Source organism: Acinetobacter lwoffii, assembly GCF_024129595.1.
Lineage (GTDB): Bacteria > Pseudomonadota > Gammaproteobacteria > Pseudomonadales > Moraxellaceae > Acinetobacter > Acinetobacter lwoffii_O.
The window spans coordinates 146,148-164,171 of the sequence record NZ_JAMXXS010000001.1; the positions used below are offsets into that span (position 1 = coordinate 146,148).

Consider the following 18,024-nt stretch of genomic DNA (forward strand, 5'->3'; position numbering starts at 1 on the left):
CACAGATTGATACAACAGCCTAGAAAAAATACTTTATGCTCAAGAAAATCAGCATTATTTCTGGAATAACTTATGCCTGAGCCTGGACAAAAAACAAAACTAAGCCAACAAGAGGTGATACGTCTGGAACGTGATCTGGCCAAGTTCGCCAATATGATGGATTCCGTGGTACGTATTCCATTTACCAAGCAAGGGGTGGGGGCAGACGCAGCTTTGAGTACGATTCCGGTTGCTGGAGATATTGCCGGTTTTGTGCTGACCTGTTATGCCATTCATAAGGCCAAACAGATCGGGGTACCGAGTGCCAAACTCAATCCGGTCATGAAGCTGGCAGTAATGGATGCAGTGGTTGGATTTATTCCTGTGGCTGGTACCGTTTTTGATATTTTTATCCGGCCGAGTCGCAAGGCGCTGGATGTCGTGTATCTGCATATCCGTGAGGAATATCAGATTAGCAGCGACCGGCATGTGGTACATCCATTTCTGCATGAAAGTCTGGAACGTAAACAGCAGCAATCTGCTTTCTGGCGGAATCGTGTCGTGGCTTGGATCTGGATTCATATCCCGGATATTTTGGGCACTATATTCCTAATCCTGTTTGTCTTCGCGATCGGGTGGGGAGCTATGGCGCTGTATCAATGGTTCAGCCAATGATAGGTTAGCTAAAGAATAATTAAATCCAATAAAAAAAAGCCTGCAATTGCAGGCTTTTCTTGAATCAAAACTAAAGTTTTACTTAAGCACAATCAAGTTGTTGCAATGCAGCGACACGCTGTTCGATGCTTGGGTGCGTCTGGAACAATGCAGCAAGGCTAAAGCCTTCTTCTTTACCCGCAGAAATCGCAAATGCTTTCATTTCTTTCGGCATGGCATCCGGCATTTCAGATTCTGCCTGTAAGCGCAGTAATGCTGAAATCATGGCTTGTTTACCTGCCAAACGTGCACCTGCTTCATCAGCACGGTATTCACGGTGACGAGAGAACCACATCACAATCGACGACGCAAGAATACCGAACACGATATCCAGCACAATGGTAATCACGAAATAGGCAATACCCGGTGCTTCACCTTCTTCACGACCAAAGACATTGCGGTCAATAAAATCACCCGCGACACGTGCGAAGAACATCACGAAGGCGTTCACAACACCTTGGATCAGTGCCAGAGTGACCATGTCGCCATTGGCGACGTGACCAATCTCATGCGCCAATACTGCCCGAAGTTCGTCTTTGTTCATACGCTCAAGCAAGCCGGTTGATACCGCAACGAGAGCATCGTTTTTGTTCCAGCCAGTGGCAAAGGCATTCGACTGGTAAGAAGGGAAAATACCCACTTCCGGCATTTTAATGCCTGCACGCTGAGAAAGTTGTGCAACTTCTTGGAGCAACCAGGCTTCAGCTTGGTTACGAGGTGCATTCGGGTCAATCAGTTCAGTACCCGTGGTCTTTTTCGCCATCCATTTAGACATGAACAGGGAAATCATTGAGCCGACCATACCGAACACAAAACAGATGACCAACAGGTTGCCTAGATTCAAGCCACCTGCGCCATGGTAACTACCGACACCGAAGAGTGACAAGATAATGCCAGCTACAACCAGTACCGCGAGGTTGGTTAGCAAGAACAAACCAATCCGCATCATTGAGAAATCCTCTTATTACAGAAAAATAATCTGATTATTAAATGTAAATCATTGAAATCAATATGCGGTGAAATCGAGAAGAATTCAAGGAAAAAATAGCATTTGGCTACAAAAAACACAGGATATTTTTTGTACAAATAAAAACATAGGTCTTTAAAAACAAAGCTGTTTAGGAATTATTCACTCAAATATATTTTTGCAGATGCTGACGCATTGGCGGTGGCATAAGAGCCTGCCGGTGCATCGGTGAAACTGCCATCCGCTTGAGCAATGATCTGACGCTGATACTTGGCAGCCTGAATATTGGAAGCTGTGGTGGTTTCAATCGAATAATTGTCAGAACTGGCAATCACACGGCCAGTATCAGAAGATGCTGTATAGGCAGCACTATGATTACCTAGACCTTGAGCATATAGGTTCTGATAACGGCTGCTGACACGACGGACATAGTCCTGAGTTTCACGAAACGGTGGTACGCCCTTATATTTAGCGACATTACCTTCACCAGCATTATAGCCTGCCAGTGCCAAGGTGGTATTGCCATTAAAGCGTTTTAATAACCAGGCCAGATATTTGGCACCTGCCATAATATTCTGCTGCGGGTCATAAGCATTGCTGACATTAAAACGACGGGCAGTCGCCGGCATGAGTTGCATTAAGCCCTGTGCACCGACTGGAGAGCGTGCCTGTACATTAAAACCGGATTCGGTATGCATCACAGCTTTAATCAAGCCTTCAGATACACCATAGGTTTGTGCTGCCTGACGGATGATCGAGTCATAGGCATTTTTATTTCTACTATAGCTAGGCAATACCGAGGCTTCACTCGAGCCCCAGTTGCTATAACTGTGAATATTGCTGTCTGGATAATAGGTTTTCTTTTCTACCTGCAAGTGATTATAGCGACTTTTCTTATTGGTCAATAACGTACTGCCATTACTGTCGCGTAACTGGTAGATCGTTTGACCAGCATAAGTAAAATGACAACAACTTGCCAATAGCAAACCACTGATTCCATAACGCCCCAAAACATGCACATTTATTTTCATTGTTTATATTAAGTAAACACAAGCGAGAAAAATTTAATAAAGAGTTTAACAAAAAATTACGGAATGAAAAGACTTGTGCGCTGCATTTATAAACGAGTTTGTAAATGCAAGTCATTTTTTACATTTTAGCAGTAGAAAAAAAAATATGATTTAATTTAAAACCTTAGGCTTGACAGGGTTAACTAGTTGATTTTTATAAATAATTAAATTGATCAAAAAATGATCAATTTAAAGAAAAGCCTTATCTTTTGAGCCGGACAAGTTGTCAAGTCTGTTTCAATCCACAAAGTTATCCACAGCTTTTGTGGACAACTGTGGAAAAGTCCAAAAGATAAGCATCTTGACTAAAAAATGAACGCAATCGTTCCATATATCAATCTAAATAAAACATGAAAATGAAACTAATAAGACATTTTCATTAAAATAAATTCTTTTGATGCGATAGCGGTCCGAATCGGCTAAAATTGCGCGGTATTTTTTTTATGGGTTAATCTCGTCTATGTACTCGCCAGTTGAGTCCGAACAAGGATTTAATTTCAAACCTGAACTGCCAACAAGCTCAGCCTACTACCGTTTGTTGAAGAAGCTTCGCCGCCAGGTCGGACATGCCATTCGTGACTTCAAGATGATTGAAGAAGGCGATAAGGTCATGGTGTGTATTTCTGGTGGTAAAGACAGTTATACCCTGTTGGATATCCTGCTACAGTTCAAGCGCATCGCACCCATCAATTTCGATGTAGTGGCTGTGAACCTGGACCAGAAACAGCCCGGCTTCCCTGAAGATGTATTACCGCGTTATTTAGAACAAAATAACATTCCGTATTACATTCTGGAAAAAGACACCTACAGCATTACCAAAAAACTGACGCCAGAAGGCAAAACCTACTGTGCAGTCTGTTCGCGTTTGCGTCGTGGTTCTTTGTACGGTTTTGCACAGGAAATTGGCGCGACCAAAGTTGCTTTAGGCCATCATCGTGATGATATCTTGGCGACTTTCTTCCTGAACCTGTTCCATGGCGGCAGCTTGAAGGCGATGCCACCAAAACTGTTGTCTTCAGATAAAAAGAATATTCTGATTCGCCCACTGGCCTATGTGGAAGAAAAAGACATCATCAAATATGCAGAAATGCGTCAATTTCCAATTATTCCATGTAATTTATGTGGCTCTCAGGACAACCTGCAGCGCGCAATTATCAATGACATGTTACGTGATTGGGATAAAGCACATCCAAAACGTCTGCACAGCATTTTTGGCGCATTGCAAAATGTTTCGCCATCGCAGCTGGTCGATCGTGAATTATTTGATTTTGAAGTGCTGGACAGCCAGCGTGAATTCGACTTCAAAGGCGGTGATTCAACTGAAGAAGCGGTGGAAGGCGAGAACCGCCGGATCAATATGGTCAATCTGGGCTTTGCTGCAGACTAATTTTAGAACGTGTAGACATCAGCCTGCGGGTTGATGTCTGCTTATAAACATAAATAAAAATAGAACTACAAAAATTGAACGGCGCGTACAAAATTCGTTAGCCTTTGCGCTAATGATCATGATATAACAAAGCACAAGCATAATAGCTTCAACATGATGTCGTCTGGATAGTCGACACAAATGAACAAATAATTTGAGGAAAGATCATGCCTGCTTTTTTAACTGATGATTGGTTTTCAACTGTAGAAACTCTAACTGCGCAAGCTGGCGATTTGAATTTGCCACCAGCTTTGGCGAACCTTGCGATTAATTTGGTTGTAGCGGACACTACAGGTAATACTGAACTATCTTTAGATGGTGGGGCAATCAAGAAAGGTTTGTCTTCAAATGCCAAAACCACGCTGAATATGGATGGCGAAACTCTACGTAAAGTTTTCCTGGAGTTTGATATGGCGGCTGCGATGCAGGCCTTCATGACAGGTAAAATCAAAGTACAGGGTGATATGTCACAATTGATGGCACTTCAGACTGCAAAACCAAGTCAGGAACAAAAAGATTTGTTCAAGAAAGTACTTGAAAATACCACGGCTTAATTCTACTAAGACATTAGCCTGAATAAAGACGAAAAAAGCTTACCCTGAGGTAAGCTTTTTTTATGTCATTTTGATTAATGCTAAGGTTTTAGCTTAGATATTCACCAATTGTGGTGTGGTCTTGATATGTTCCAAATAAGCACGAATGCGGGTCACATATTGTACCGCTTGACGGTAGCGACCATTATTGGCTTTATTCTGATCCAGATAGGCATATAAGTTCACCCAGTTATTCGGGTTCTTGCCTTGCGACTGAATGCGCTTTTGCAACTGATTCACTGCACCTGGGCCCATATTATAAGCTACCAGTGCAAACCAGTTCCGATCTGGAAAAGGAATATGATCATAGCGACTAAGCATTTGATCATAATACTTGGCACCACCCTGAATGCTTTGAGCAGGATCGGTACGGTTACTCACGCCCATGGCTTTTGCTGTACTGTTGGTCAGCATCATCAAACCACGCACACCCGTCGGAGAAACTGAATTCGGTTTCAGATAAGATTCCTGATAACCAATGGCCGCCAGTAAATGCCAATCCAGGTCATACTGCTGCGCTGTCTGTTTAAAACTCGCTTCATAGATCGGCAGACGGTTGTTCAAATCACGTTGAATGGTGGTCCAAGATTCCTCTTTCACGACATTCTGATTATAAAATGAAGCAAGCTGCTTGATGGCACCACTTTGTTTGCCTTTGCAGACAAAAGCACTGGCCGTCTGGCTCAAAGGATCTGTAGCAGATTTAAACACCAGATTTAAATTGGTATTCAAGCCATTACTCGACAGAATCGATTCATCGCCACAAGTGGCTGAGAATGACGTCAAACGCTTATTTTCAATGGTGCGTATATCGGTAGTCGTCATAGCCAGATTGGCTTTACCCTGAGCAACCCATTGTAGGGCAGTCTGATTATCAGGAACGATTTTAAAATCGAGCTTTACATTCAGATTGTTGGCATAGTTACGAACCAGATCATAACCGAAGCCATGTAGATGTTGTCCATCCTGGAATACGGTAGTCGGATTTTCAACCGCAACCACGGTCAACTTATTGCTATTGACCACATGATCAAACTGAAGTGTGGTCTTACTTGCATTGATACTGTGTAGGGGAATAAATGCAGTGCTCAGTACAAGTGCTTTCAAAGGGAGAGAAGAAATTACAGATCTTAGGCAAAGCCTCGACCCAGTGGATGAACTACTGTGCATGTTGTCTCCGCTACAAGTAATTTATGCCCTAAAAATCACAGCCAACAAAGCCAGAAATTTTAACAGTTTGATAAATTCAATAAGGGTTGGGCAGTCATGACGTCATTCAAAATGACAAGAGATTTAAAGATAATTATGTAGAAAAACTACATAGATTAAAAAGTAAGCATTTCCGGAAGTTGCTGGCATATTAATGATCTGAAAAACGATTGTCAAATTTTGTACACAAATTATTTTTAAAAATAATTTTAAGGTATTGAAATATAAAGTTAATTTTTTTAGAATTTTTCCATTGTGTTAAAATGGTAAATAAAATAAGCTGTTTGTAAGTTAAAACACTGAAAATATGATCAGCAAGACGTATGAAATCCAACTTAATCACCCGTGCTGGACACGATAAATTGGTGGCAGAACTTAAGAATCTCTGGCATGAAGAACGTCCTGAAATTACCAAAAAAGTGAACTGGGCAGCCAGTCTCGGCGACCGTTCTGAAAACGCAGACTACCAATATAACAAGCAAATTTTGCGTAAAATTGATCGACGGGTCAGGTATCTCGGCAAGCGCCTCGAAGAACTGAAAATCATCGATTTTTCCCCGGAGCAGGAAGGAAAAGTTTATTTTGGTGCCTGGGTAGAAATTGAAAACGAAGAAGGGGAACAAAAAACTTTACGTATTGTCGGTGTAGATGAAATTTATGATCATCATCCGCAGCATATTTCGATCAGTTCACCGATGGCACGCGCGTTATTAGGCAAGCAGGTCGATGATGAGGCCGAGGTATTGACTCCCTCCGGCAAGAAACTTTGGTTCATCAATTCAATTCGTTATGAAAAGCCAGAAAATTCAGCAGATTAATATAATTGATTTTATTTTGTGCAGTTGATGCAGTGAAAGCATAAAAATATTTGCCAAGCGTGATTTTTGTTTATATCATGTCGGCCATGGAAGCGTGGCAGAGCGGTTTAATGCACCGGTCTTGAAAACCGACGAGGGTGTGAGTCCTCCGTGAGTTCGAATCTCACCGCTTCCGCCAAATTTTAAAAACCCAGTCAATTTGACTGGGTTTTTTTATGTCTCAATATTTTTCGGTTGTTGATCCACTTGAGGCTGAATGTAGTTATTTCTCTCATCATTCGCTATTGAGTTAAATTCAACTCAAGATCATTTCAAGATTCAAATCTTTGAATGAAAATGCCCAGGTTGGCTTTGATTTCGGATGATTTTTAGCTGAATAAACCGCTTTTTATAGAAGTTTCGCTAAATTTTATTGCCAAAAATCTGATTTATTTATATGATGGCGGCCAAGGAAGCGTGGCAGAGCGGTTTAATGCACCGGTCTTGAAAACCGACGAGGGTGTGAGTCCTCCGTGAGTTCGAATCTCACCGCTTCCGCCAAATTTTTAAAACCCCAGTCGAAAGATTGGGGTTTTTCTTTTTAGGCTGCAGATCTTGAATATTAAATTCTTTAGTCCTGAACTTAATTCATAAAATCTTGAAAAATGGACGTATCGGCCAAATATAGAGTCAGAGGCGTCAACGCGCTATCATACGCCCAAGCATCATATGGATCTCATTATGAAAATTGTCGCAGATGAAAATCTGGCATTTACCGATTATTTCTTTTCCGAATTTGGTGATATTCAACATCGTGCAGGGCGAACCTTAAGCGCAGATGATGTCAAAGATGCCGATAGCCTGTTGGTACGTTCAGTGACTCAGGTCAATGAAGTACTGCTACAGAATAGTTCGATTAAATTTGTGGGTAGTGCCACCATTGGCACAGATCATTTGGATATTGCTGCATTAGAACAGCATGGGATTCAATGGAGTAATGCAGCCGGCTGTAATGCGCAAGCAGTGGCTGAATATGTGATTACCGCGTTATTGCAGGTGCGTCCTGAATTATTCGATGCCAATGCGACATTTACCTTGGGTATTGTCGGTTTGGGTAATGTTGGAATCCGATTGGTCTACATGGCGAAGCTCTTGGGCTGGCGCGTGATTGGCTATGATCCTTTGGTGAAAAGAGAGCAGGTTGATCAAGTTGAATTTCATGAATTATTACAGCAGGCGGATGCAATTTCGATTCATGTCCCTTTAACTACAACAGGCGCATATCCGACTTATCATTTATTCAATGCTGCTGCATTGGCACAAATGCAGCCTGACGCAATCCTGATTAATTCAGCACGTGGGCCTGTTATTGAAGAGGCCGCGCTGATCCAGGATATACAGGCGACACATCGCACCGTGATTTTGGATGTTTTTGAACACGAACCGCTGATTTCAGCAGAACTTCTGGATCTGGTGACTTTGGTGACTCCGCATATTGCCGGCTATAGCCTGGAAGGCAAGGCACGTGGTACCCAGATGATTTACGAAGCTTTTTGTCAAACTTTCGGTTTTGCAGCCAATAAACAGTTTGAATCCCAGCTGCCTATCTGTGAGCAGTTTTTTCAGGGGCAGGATTTAAAAATGGCATTGCAACAGCATTTATCCCAAATTTATGACATTGCTCGTGATGATGCCAATCTACGTGCCTGTCTCAAAGAAGGCAAAATCGATCAGCAGGCATTTGATCATTTACGTAAAACCTATCCGCTGCGTCGTGAGTGGGCAGCACATGGTGGGCCGAAGGCATGACGATGACGTATCAACCCACTTGTGACCTTCAAGCCATGCGTGCACGGGCGACCTTATATCGTCAAATCCGTCAATTTTTCGCTGAGCGGGATGTATTAGAGGTGGAAACACCGATTTTGTCTCAAGCCGGTGTGACCGATGTGCATTTAGCCTCGGTACAGGCACAGCGCCATGTGCTGGGTAAACTGAATACGCATTATTTGCAGACCTCACCCGAATTTGCTATGAAGCGCTTATTGGCCAGTGGTAGTGGACCCATTTACCAAATCTGTAAGGTCTTCCGCAATGATGAGCATGGACGCAAGCACAATAGCGAATTCACCATGCTGGAATGGTATCGCCCGGGATTTAGCTTAAAAGATCTGATGTTTGAAGTATCGGATTTGCTGAATGTGACTTTGAAAGCACGTTTTGGCGAAATCCGTCCGACCATTCTAAGCTATAAACATGCTTTCATGGATCGTCTGGATCTCAATCCACTTCAAGCCACTTTACAAGAATTGAAAGATTGCTGCCGTCGCGTTGGTCTTAATCTGGATCTGGGAAATGACCGTCTTGGCTATATCGACCTATTATTTTCACATATGGTTGAACCGAGTCTGGGGTTTGATACCGCAGTATTCCTGACCGATTTCCCCCCTGAAATGGCCTCTCTGGCGAAAACCCGAATCGATGAAGATGGTGAACTGGTCGCCGCACGTTTTGAATTGTATATCGAAGGTTTAGAATTGGCCAATGCCTATGATGAGCTGATTGATGCCGACGTATTGCGTTCGCGCTTTGAGGGGGATAATGCAGAACGGGCCAAGCTGGGCTTGCATGTCATGCCGATCGATAAATATCTATTGGCAGCTTTACCGAATATGCCGGAATGTTCTGGAATTGCCCTTGGAATTGACCGTTTGTTGATGATTGCAACCAATCAAATGAAACTGGAGCAAGTGATTACTTTTCCGGCAGATATTTCCTGATGGTACTGATCCAATATTTCTTAATTCCTTTTGTGATAAAGAGAAATTAAGCTATTAAAAAAGCACCCGAGGGTGCTTTTTTATTATTCAATCGCTACGGTTTGTTGTGCTTTGAGTTCACCGAGTGCCTGAATCCGTCGTTCAATCAGCATTTCACCAATATCCGGACCCTGAATATCGGCAGGCAGGTCTTGTGCCTTGATGGCGCGTACGGTTTGCATGGCATCGAGGACATATTGTGCTTGTGGATAAGCACGATCTTCCAGACCTAGACGGCCACGTGAATCACATTCACACGCCTGGACGAAAGCTTCGACACGTTCAGGGCGACGTAACACATCCAGACGTTGCAATAATCGCCATAAGGTTCCCGGCTTAAGATTAAAGGCCTGATGGCATTTTAGATGCTCTTTACACACAGCCAAAGCCAGTTGCTTGGTATACGTCGGTACTTTTAAGCGATCACACAGTTCATTTACTGGCTTGATGCCACGTTCTTCATGCATGATATGTCGCGGTAATTCGTCAACCGGCGTCAAAGCTTTTCCTAAGTCATGCACTAAAACGGCAAAACGTACATCCAGACTATAATTTTGACGACACGCCTGCTGCAAGGACATCATGGTATGAATGCCACAGTCAATTTCCGGATGATATTCAGGGCGCTGTGGAATGCCATATAAGGCGTCAATCTCAGGGAATAGCACCTTTAAAGCACCACATTGACGTAATACTTCAAAATACACATCAGCATGACGTTCGGATAAAGCACGGGAAGTCTCTTTCCAGACGCGTTCCGGTGTCAATGCATTTAATTCACCGGTTTCAGTCAAGCGCTGCATTAATGCCAAGGTTTCATTGGCAATCACAAAGCCTGCACTCGTATAACGGGCAGCAAAACGGGCTATTCGCAGTACGCGCAATGGATCTTCGATAAAGGCATCGGAAACATGACGTAGAATCCGGTTTTCCAGATCCTGTTGACCACCATAAGGATCATAAACCTGGCCGGCATCATCCATGGCCATGGCATTAATGGTCAGATCGCGACGAATCAGATCCTGCTCCAGGGTAACGCTGACATCGGTATGAAACTCAAAACCATGATAACCAGAACCAGATTTACGTTCGGTACGCGCCAGTGCATATTCTTCTTTTGTTTGGGGATGTAGAAAAACAGGGAAATCTTTGCCTACGGGCTGATAGCCTAAGTCAAGCATTTGCGCGGGAGTTGCACCAACGACCACATAATCTTTTTCGTGATAGGGGTGTCCGAGCAAATGATCTCGAACTGCGCCGCCTACTAAATAAACTTGCATGAAAAAACCTCTATTCTTACAAGCATCATGCTACAGAATAGAGGTTTTCTCAAGTTAAGAAACGAGGCTGATGCGTCGTTATCTTGTCATTGGCTTAAAGTGCATCTTGTTCCGCTTGCTGGATTTCTGCAACAGTCAATGCAGTCATGTTGATCACACGACGCGTAGTTGCAGTCGGTGTCAAGATGTGCACAGGTTTCGCAGCACCTAGAAGAATTGGACCAATCGTTACGTTGTTGCCTGAAGTTGCCTTTAACAGGTTAAACGAGATATTGGCAGCATCCAGATTCGGCATGATCAGCAAGTTTGCAGAGCCTTTGAAACGTGAATTCGGGAATGCAAACTGACGAATGTTCTCATCCAGTGCAGCATCACCGTGCATTTCACCTTCAACTTCCAGCTCAGGCGCGATTTCAGACAAGATGTCATATACCTTACGCATTTTTTGCGCGCTGGCATCATGCTGGTCTGAACCGAAGCTTGAGTGAGAAAGCAGGGCAATACGTGGCGTCATACCAAAACGGCGAACTTCTTCAGCAGCTAGAATCGTCATTTCAGCTAGCTGCTCAGCCGTTGGATTAGTGTTGACATAGGTATCGGCAATGAACAGGTTACGGTCTTCAAGCATCAAGGCATTCAGGGTAAAGAAGGTGTTATGACCATCTTTCTTGCCAATGATGTTGCTGACGAAGTCCAGGTGAATGTCGTAGCTTGAATACGTACCACACAGCATACCGTCTGCCATACCATGTTTCACAAGCATCGCTGCGATCAGGGTCGAGCGACGACGTGCTTCACGCTGTGCATATTCAGGCGTTACACCCTTACGCTGCATGATGTTGTAATAATCGTCTGCAAACATTTCATAGTTCGGGTTCTTTTCCTGATCAACAATCGTGATATTCACGCCATCTTCAAGACGCAGACCCAATTTTTTAATGTTGGCTTCAATTACAGCTGGGCGACCCACCAGAATTGGAATTGCCAAACCATCATCTACCGCAATTTGAACTGCGCGAAGTACACGCAGGTCTTCACCTTCCGCATAAGCAATACGTTTAGGATCAGATTTGGCTTGTTCGAAAATCGGTTTCATCATGAATGCAGAGTTGTAGACAAACTCAGACAAACGTTGACGATAATGCGAGAAATCCGTGATTGGACGTGTTGCCACGCCAGAATCCATGGCTGCTTGTGCAACAGCAGGTGCGATTTCTAGAATCAAACGTTGATCCAGTGGTCCCGGAATCAGGTATTCACGGCCAAATGATGCAGATTTTTCACCATAAGTCGCCGCATCAGCTTCAACGTGTGCCATACGCGCGATCGCGTGGACACAGGCAATTTTCATTTCTTCGTTAATGGTGGTTGCACCAACGTCCAATGCACCACGGAAGATGTACGGGAAGCACAGTGCGTTATTCACCTGGTTCGGATAGTCAGAACGGCCAGTTGCCATGATCACGTCATCACGTACTTCATGCGCATGTTCAGGCAGAATTTCTGGATCCGGGTTTGCCAAGGCAAAGATGATCGGATCTTCAGCCATGACCTTGACCATTTCTTTGGTCAGAATGCCCGCAGCAGAAAGACCGAGGAACATGTCTGCACCCGCAATCACGTCACCGAGCTGAGTAGCTTCGATGTCTTGTACATAGGCTTTCTTGGATTCATCCAGGCCTTCACGATGCGTAGTCAGCAGACCGCGTGAATCGGCAACGATGATGTTCTCTTTTTTAGCACCCAGAGCGCAAAGCAGATTCAAACAAGACAGTGCAGCAGCACCCGCGCCTGAAGCCACAATCTTGATGTCTTCAATTTTTTTGCCGTTGATTTGTAACGCATTGAGAAGTGCAGAACCCACAATAATCGAAGTACCGTGCTGATCATCATGGAATACCGGAATATTCATGCGTTCACGCAATTTTTGCTCGATATAGAAACACTCTGGCGCCTTGATATCTTCAAGGTTAATCCCGCCGAAAGTCGGTTCTAATGCAGCGACAATATCCACAATTTTGTCTGGATCATTTTCAGCAATTTCGATATCGAATACATCAACGCCAGCAAATTTTTTGAATAATACGCCTTTACCTTCCATAACAGGTTTAGAAGCCAAAGGACCAATATTACCCAGGCCAAGCACGGCAGTACCATTGGTCACGACAGCAACCAGGTTACCACGAGCCGTATACAATGCAGCAGTTGAAGGGTCGCGTTCAATCTCAAGACATGGTGCAGCTACGCCAGGCGAGTAAGCAAGGGCCAAGTCACGTTGGTTGACCAATTGTTTGCTTGGTGTAACGCTGATTTTCCCCGGGGTAGGAAATTCGTGATAGTAAAGGGCCTGTTGCTTTAAAGATTGTTCGTCCATCAGTCTCTCGATCGTTGTAAAGATTACCCGGTCAGCGGGCAAAAAATTTATTTATGTTCCTGAATATACCATTTGTTGGCCAGTTCGGACAGACAAAGACGGCCGTTTTTCCAACAAACTTATTGTGCTCGGGTATGGACTTAGACTTGAGATATATAAGTCTGATGCGTCTTGTCTCGTACTAAATAAGCGGTTGCATCCTGCTCAGGAAGCGGTTTGGAAAATAAGTAACCCTGGGCAATATCACAGTCTAAATCACGTAGATATTCTAGCTGTTCTTCAGTCTCGATCCCTTCCGCGACCACGGTCATGCCCATGGCTTTACCCATGGCCACCATGGCGCTGACAATCGCTGCCTGTTTGTTTTCCCCAATCTTGCAAACAAAACTGCGATCAATTTTTAAGGTATCAATTGGAAAATCAGCAAGATAGGAGAGAGAAGAATAACCTGTACCGAAATCATCTAGGGCAATATGAATATGTCGCTGTTTAATCTCATTCAGCAGGTTTTTGACCGCTTCCGAATTTTCAATTAAAGAAGATTCGGTAATTTCCAGCTCCAGGCTGGCGCCAGAAATCTGGTTGTCTGCAATGGCTTGGTCCAGATCATCAAGTAATTGACCACGACGCAATTGCTGCGCCACGATATTGACTGATACACAAATATGATTAAAGCCCAGATCATTCCATTGGCGAATCTGTTTAGCGGCCTGCTGGATCACCAGACGACCAATGTCTGAAATCAGGCTAGTTTGTTCCGCTAACGGGATAAACAGCCCGGGTGCAATAATGCCTTTTTCTGGATGGTTCCAGCGAATCAGTGCTTCAAAGCCATAAATGCTTTGATCGCTGAAATTGATTTTGGGCTGATAATATACCACCAGTTCATTATTCTGGATCGCTTTACGCAAATCCCGTTCCAGAAAAACTCCTTTGTTCTGTAATGAATGATTTTCACTGCAATAAAAATGAATGGTGTTGCCACCGAGATTTTTGGCTTCGTTCAATGCCTGTTCGGCACAATTATTTAAATAATCCAGCTGACGGCCATGATCCGGATAAAAGGCCACACCCATAGACAGGGTAATCACATGATCCTGACCATAAATATTGAATGGTCTGCTAAAGGCCTGAGCGATGCGTTCACAATGGTGTTGAACTGAAGGGCGAATATGCGAAATTTCATAGAGAATCGCAAAATCATCTCCATTCAGGTGTGCAACAAACAAAGCTTCTGCATTGGTCATACGCAGGCGCTGCGCCACCTGACGTAAAAGTTCATCACCGCCGTTATTGGACAGATATTCATTCAATGGGCGGAAACGGTCGATGTTAAGCCGAATCACAGCCATCTCTTTAATCGAGTCTTTTTGCGAAACCAGATATTGATGCAACTGATAATTATAATAGAAGCGGTTCGGTAAATCGGTCAGCGTGTCATAATTTTCCAGATAGGACAGGCGCTGTTCCTGTAATTTACGTTCAGTCAGATCTGATACGATGCCAATATAATGGGTAATCCGGCCTTCATCATCAGTCACGGCATTAATATGCAGCCATAAGGTCGACTCTTTGCCAGACAGAAATTTGGCATAAACCTCTCCATCATAAGAGCCAATTTTCTGGATCTGTTTAACAATATTGGCCTGAAAAGTACGTTGCTGGGATTTGTTTTGCACCGCAATATCAAATAAGGATTTACCGATAATTTCGTCACGCTCAAAACCGCTCAGGTATTCGTAGTGAGGATTGACATCGATATAATCCAAATCAGGATTCAGAATGAAAATGCCTTCCGCAGCCTGTTCCAGTACACTGGCCACCAGCTTTAAACGTTCCTGAGACAGACGTTCCTGCTGGATATCACGACGGATGCCGACCATGCGCAAGGGTTTTTTATTTTTAGGATCACGACTGATCACCCGACCAATATCATGCACCCAACTCCAGCCACCTTCACTGAGCTTGATCCGGTAAGTGGCATCATAGCGTTCAATCTGGCCACGCAGATGTTGTTTCATATTGCGCTTAAAATAGTCCAGATCTTCGGGGTGAATCAGATACTGTAATTGCAGATGGTGATCTTTGGAATCGCGCAGAATCTTTTCGTCTTTATGATTGGTTAAGGTGATGCTGCGCTCTTGAATATTCCAGTCCCATGGCCGAATACCAGCAATTTCATGTGCAAGTTCCAGATTCTGCTGCTGATTTTTCAGGTCATGATTGATCTGTTCAATATCATAGGTACGTTCCCGTACCTTTTGCTCCAGCAATTGATTGCTAAGCTGTAATTGCAGTTCAATATCTTTAGATTTATTGACTTCAGTTTTGAGTTGCTGACACAGTTCATCAGTCCAATGGATCTGCTGTTCTGCATTTTTCACCAGAATATCATTTTCTGCATACAGACGTGAGGTGCGGCTGTGAATTCGGTAACTACTCGTCGCGCACAGCAAAATCACAATCATGGTGAAGTTTAAAGCCAGCGCAAAGAAAGGATTGGAATGACCTATATGATAAATTTGCGATAGTAAAAAAGGCAGTAAGGACGGTAGAAATGCCAGGCAGAAATAACTGAGTTTCTGGGTTAAATAGGTTAAACCGAAGGCTTGGGTAACAATCAGCAACAAGGCAGACAAGGTCAGTGCTTCAATATCTTCAAATGCAGGATTAGCCTGTGGCAAATAATAATAAATCGTAAAAATACCTGCCGCGATACTGAGGCCAACAGCTAGACTTTGTATCTGTAACCAGCGGTGTGCACTTTTCTGGTTATATTGTTCAGGCTTGAAATACAGCGTACTTACTAGCCAACACATGCTGACCAGAAGTTCTGTCAGAATAAACCAGGTATTAAAATAGGTATTAGACGGGCTATATTGAATATGATAAATACAAAAAATATAAAGGCAGATCACCATGATACTGAGCAAAAAATAGCGACTATGGCGAAGCGTGTTCGCAATCTGAGCATCATGTAAATGCTGCTGAATATAGTCGTCCTGATTATCAACCATGTGATTCAATGCCTGTATTCATCCTAAACGGTTTTCGTCCTTGTGCATTGTTATTATAAAAAACCCCAGGAAATGTGTGAAATCAATTAATAAGTATTTGTTATTCTTTAGTCGAGATTAGATGTCTTAAAAATAAAAATCAACAAAATTAAAGACAAATTTTTACCCATCCGATGAACTAAAGCACATAATTCAAAATTGACAGGGCAACAACAGGAGCAGTTTCGGTACGTAGTACACGCTCGCCTATACACCAGTTGAGAAAACCTTTCTGGTTTGCGGCACTAATTTCTGCCTCACTCAAGCCACCTTCGGGGCCAATCAGCAGGGCAAGATCTAAAGTCGCATCTGCCAGTACATCTGTTTCATCTTTATTGGGTGCTAAAACCAGTTTGGTGTTCGGAAGTTCAGTATCCAGCCATTTTTCAAGTGACATGGGCGCTAAAACTTCAGGCACAATGTTTAGACCACATTGTTCACAAGCCGCAATAGCAATGCCTTGCCAGTGATCCAGCTTTTTCTGGTCGCGATCATACTTTAAACGCATTTCACAACGATCCGAAGTCAGCAGCTGAATTTCGGAAACGCCCAGTTCGACTGCTTTCTGAATCGCATAATCCATACGGTCGCCTTTACTCATCACCTGACCGAGCAAAGCCTGGAACTTTGGTGTGCGATTGGCAGGATTAAATGCATTGACCGAGACGGTGGCTGATTTTTTAGCAACCTCGGTTAAAGTCACGTCATATTCGCCACCCTGTCCATTGAACAGGGTCGCGCTTTCACCGACTTGCGCGCGTAAAACCTTTACCCAATGATGAAATACAGTTTCCGTAAGCTCAAGGCTGACATCAACAGTTAAATCAGCATCTATATAAAAACGTGGCATTGATCGTTCTACTCAAAAAATCGGTGAAATAAAGGGCTTAAGCTAAACCAAGATCGGTGACCAGCTGACGGGTCGGGTCAGTAGTATTCATGGTGTAGAAATGCAAGCTTGGCGCACCACCTGCAAGTAGACGCTCACAGAATTTAACCACAACTTCATGGCCAAAGGCTTTAATGCTGGCAGTATCGTCACCATAAGTTGCCAGTTGCTTGCGAATCCAGCGTGGAATTTCAGCACCGGTACCATCAGCAAAGCGAATCAGGTTGCTGGAATTGGTAATTGGCATGATGCCTGGCGCAACCGGAATATCGATTCCTGCTTTCTGGATACGATCTACAAAGTAAAAGTAAGCATCTGGATTGAAGAAGAACTGGGTTAAAGCAGCATTGGCACCGGCCTGAACTTTTTCAACAAAGTGCTGAATGTCTTTGTCAAAGCTTTCTGCCTGTGGATGCATTTCCGGATAAGCTGCGACTTCAATTTTAAAATGATCGCCTGAATGTTCGCGGATAAAGCGAACCAGATCAGCTGCATAAGGTAATTCACCCAAACCCACTTGGCCTGAAGGCAAGTCACCACGCAGGGCAACAATACGGTTAATGCCTTGAGATTTGTACAGGTCTAGAAGTTCAGCAATACGTGCTTTGTCATCGCCAATACAAGACAAGTGAGGGGCAACAGGTGCGCCTTTTCCATTAAAGTCATTGATGGTAGACAGGGTGCGTTCACGGGTCGAACCGCCAGCACCATAGGTCACAGAAAAGAATTCTGGATTTAAGAGTTGTAACTCTTGATGTACAAGCTTGAGTTTTTCCGCGCCTACATCAGTTTTGGTTGGGAAGAATTCAAATGAAATTGGAATCTGTTTAGACATGTTCAAATCCTTTTTA

At 43.6% G+C, this 18,024-nt stretch carries 14 protein-coding genes and 2 tRNA genes; 8 read left to right on the forward strand and 8 right to left on the reverse strand.

Going from position 1 to position 18,024, the window contains the following annotated elements; all coding sequences use genetic code 11:
- Nucleotides 1-72: 72 nt before the first annotated feature.
- Nucleotides 73-654 carry a DUF4112 domain-containing protein gene (locus NI466_RS00740; protein WP_253172403.1) on the forward strand — a complete coding sequence of 194 codons (582 nt, stop codon included), beginning with the start codon at nucleotides 73-75 and terminating at the stop codon, nucleotides 652-654.
- An 82-nt stretch (nucleotides 655-736) separates the two neighbouring features.
- On the opposite strand, the gene htpX is transcribed toward NI466_RS00740, so the two are convergent.
- Together htpX and NI466_RS00750 are read right to left on the reverse strand one after the other, a co-directional pair.
- Nucleotides 737-1,642: a protease HtpX gene (htpX, locus tag NI466_RS00745; RefSeq protein WP_004280540.1), complete on the reverse strand. Its 906-nt coding sequence runs from the start codon at nucleotides 1,640-1,642 to the stop codon at nucleotides 737-739.
- A 176-nt stretch (nucleotides 1,643-1,818) separates the two neighbouring features.
- On the reverse strand, nucleotides 1,819-2,691 hold the full coding sequence (locus NI466_RS00750) for a lytic transglycosylase domain-containing protein (RefSeq protein WP_253172405.1): 873 nt from the start codon (nucleotides 2,689-2,691) through the stop codon (nucleotides 1,819-1,821).
- A 499-nt stretch (nucleotides 2,692-3,190) separates the two neighbouring features.
- On the opposite strand from NI466_RS00750, the gene ttcA reads away from it, so the two are divergent.
- The gene (gene ttcA, locus NI466_RS00755) at nucleotides 3,191-4,117 is read left to right on the forward strand and encodes a tRNA 2-thiocytidine(32) synthetase TtcA (protein WP_253172406.1); all 927 of its coding nucleotides are present in this window, start codon (nucleotides 3,191-3,193) and stop codon (nucleotides 4,115-4,117) included.
- A gap of 206 nt (nucleotides 4,118-4,323) precedes the next feature.
- Nucleotides 4,324-4,710, forward strand: coding sequence for an SCP2 sterol-binding domain-containing protein (locus tag NI466_RS00760; protein WP_004280536.1), 387 nt, complete (start codon nucleotides 4,324-4,326; stop codon nucleotides 4,708-4,710).
- A gap of 93 nt (nucleotides 4,711-4,803) precedes the next feature.
- Here NI466_RS00760 and NI466_RS00765 read toward each other — a convergent pair whose 3' ends face one another.
- Entirely contained in the window at nucleotides 4,804-5,919 is a 1,116-nt protein-coding gene (locus NI466_RS00765; RefSeq protein ID WP_004280534.1) for an MltF family protein, read from the reverse strand.
- Nucleotides 5,920-6,281: 362 nt separating this feature from the next.
- Between NI466_RS00765 and greB the strand changes: the two genes are divergently transcribed.
- The 5 genes from greB to epmA all read left to right on the forward strand — a co-directional run bounded on the left by greB (nucleotide 6,282) and on the right by epmA (nucleotide 9,535).
- A complete protein-coding gene (greB, locus tag NI466_RS00770; protein ID WP_005103930.1) occupies nucleotides 6,282-6,776 on the forward strand; it encodes a transcription elongation factor GreB in 495 nt (164 codons plus the stop codon).
- Nucleotides 6,777-6,864: 88 nt separating this feature from the next.
- Nucleotides 6,865-6,954, forward strand: a tRNA-Ser gene (locus NI466_RS00775).
- 272 nt (nucleotides 6,955-7,226) lie between these two features.
- Nucleotides 7,227-7,316: transfer RNA gene (locus tag NI466_RS00780), tRNA-Ser, on the forward strand.
- A 180-nt stretch (nucleotides 7,317-7,496) separates the two neighbouring features.
- Complete coding sequence (locus tag NI466_RS00785; RefSeq protein WP_253172408.1) at nucleotides 7,497-8,564, forward strand: 4-phosphoerythronate dehydrogenase; 1,068 nt, start codon at nucleotides 7,497-7,499, stop codon at nucleotides 8,562-8,564.
- Nucleotides 8,561-9,535, forward strand: a complete 975-nt coding sequence (gene epmA, locus NI466_RS00790) for an EF-P lysine aminoacylase EpmA (protein ID WP_253172410.1) — start codon at nucleotides 8,561-8,563, stop codon at nucleotides 9,533-9,535. Before NI466_RS00785 ends, epmA begins: the two co-directional genes overlap by 4 nt.
- Before the next feature lie 83 nt (nucleotides 9,536-9,618).
- Here the strand turns inward: epmA and NI466_RS00795 are convergent, their stop codons facing one another.
- From NI466_RS00795 to metF, 5 genes are all read right to left on the reverse strand, one after another.
- The gene (locus tag NI466_RS00795; RefSeq protein WP_253172412.1) at nucleotides 9,619-10,854 is read right to left on the reverse strand and encodes a multifunctional CCA addition/repair protein; all 1,236 of its coding nucleotides are present in this window, start codon (nucleotides 10,852-10,854) and stop codon (nucleotides 9,619-9,621) included.
- Nucleotides 10,855-10,948: 94 nt separating this feature from the next.
- Complete coding sequence (locus NI466_RS00800) at nucleotides 10,949-13,228, reverse strand: NADP-dependent malic enzyme (RefSeq protein WP_004280528.1); 2,280 nt, start codon at nucleotides 13,226-13,228, stop codon at nucleotides 10,949-10,951.
- Between the two features lie 140 nt (nucleotides 13,229-13,368).
- Nucleotides 13,369-16,245, reverse strand: coding sequence for a putative bifunctional diguanylate cyclase/phosphodiesterase (locus tag NI466_RS00805; RefSeq protein WP_253172414.1), 2,877 nt, complete (start codon nucleotides 16,243-16,245; stop codon nucleotides 13,369-13,371).
- Nucleotides 16,246-16,423: 178 nt separating this feature from the next.
- Nucleotides 16,424-17,134, reverse strand: a complete 711-nt coding sequence (locus tag NI466_RS00810; protein ID WP_253172416.1) for a 16S rRNA (uracil(1498)-N(3))-methyltransferase — start codon at nucleotides 17,132-17,134, stop codon at nucleotides 16,424-16,426.
- A 37-nt stretch (nucleotides 17,135-17,171) separates the two neighbouring features.
- Nucleotides 17,172-18,008: a methylenetetrahydrofolate reductase [NAD(P)H] gene (gene metF, locus NI466_RS00815; protein ID WP_253172417.1), complete on the reverse strand. Its 837-nt coding sequence runs from the start codon at nucleotides 18,006-18,008 to the stop codon at nucleotides 17,172-17,174.
- Between the last annotated feature and the right edge of the window lie 16 nt (nucleotides 18,009-18,024).

What these genes read in the sequence shown, in the direction of transcription:
- NI466_RS00740 (WP_253172403.1), top strand. Translation starts at nt 73, where the DNA reads ATGCCTGAGCCTGGACAAAAAACAAAACTAAGCCAACAAGAGGTGATA.
- htpX (WP_004280540.1), bottom strand. Translation starts at nt 1,642, where the DNA reads ATGATGCGGATTGGTTTGTTCTTGCTAACCAACCTCGCGGTACTGGTT.
- NI466_RS00750 (WP_253172405.1), bottom strand. Translation starts at nt 2,691, where the DNA reads ATGAAAATAAATGTGCATGTTTTGGGGCGTTATGGAATCAGTGGTTTG.
- ttcA (WP_253172406.1), top strand. Translation starts at nt 3,191, where the DNA reads ATGTACTCGCCAGTTGAGTCCGAACAAGGATTTAATTTCAAACCTGAA.
- NI466_RS00760 (WP_004280536.1), top strand. Translation starts at nt 4,324, where the DNA reads ATGCCTGCTTTTTTAACTGATGATTGGTTTTCAACTGTAGAAACTCTA.
- NI466_RS00765 (WP_004280534.1), bottom strand. Translation starts at nt 5,919, where the DNA reads ATGCACAGTAGTTCATCCACTGGGTCGAGGCTTTGCCTAAGATCTGTA.
- greB (WP_005103930.1), top strand. Translation starts at nt 6,282, where the DNA reads ATGAAATCCAACTTAATCACCCGTGCTGGACACGATAAATTGGTGGCA.
- NI466_RS00785 (WP_253172408.1), top strand. Translation starts at nt 7,497, where the DNA reads ATGAAAATTGTCGCAGATGAAAATCTGGCATTTACCGATTATTTCTTT.
- epmA (WP_253172410.1), top strand. Translation starts at nt 8,561, where the DNA reads ATGACGATGACGTATCAACCCACTTGTGACCTTCAAGCCATGCGTGCA.
- NI466_RS00795 (WP_253172412.1), bottom strand. Translation starts at nt 10,854, where the DNA reads ATGCAAGTTTATTTAGTAGGCGGCGCAGTTCGAGATCATTTGCTCGGA.
- NI466_RS00800 (WP_004280528.1), bottom strand. Translation starts at nt 13,228, where the DNA reads ATGGACGAACAATCTTTAAAGCAACAGGCCCTTTACTATCACGAATTT.
- NI466_RS00805 (WP_253172414.1), bottom strand. Translation starts at nt 16,245, where the DNA reads ATGGTTGATAATCAGGACGACTATATTCAGCAGCATTTACATGATGCT.
- NI466_RS00810 (WP_253172416.1), bottom strand. Translation starts at nt 17,134, where the DNA reads ATGCCACGTTTTTATATAGATGCTGATTTAACTGTTGATGTCAGCCTT.
- metF (WP_253172417.1), bottom strand. Translation starts at nt 18,008, where the DNA reads ATGTCTAAACAGATTCCAATTTCATTTGAATTCTTCCCAACCAAAACT.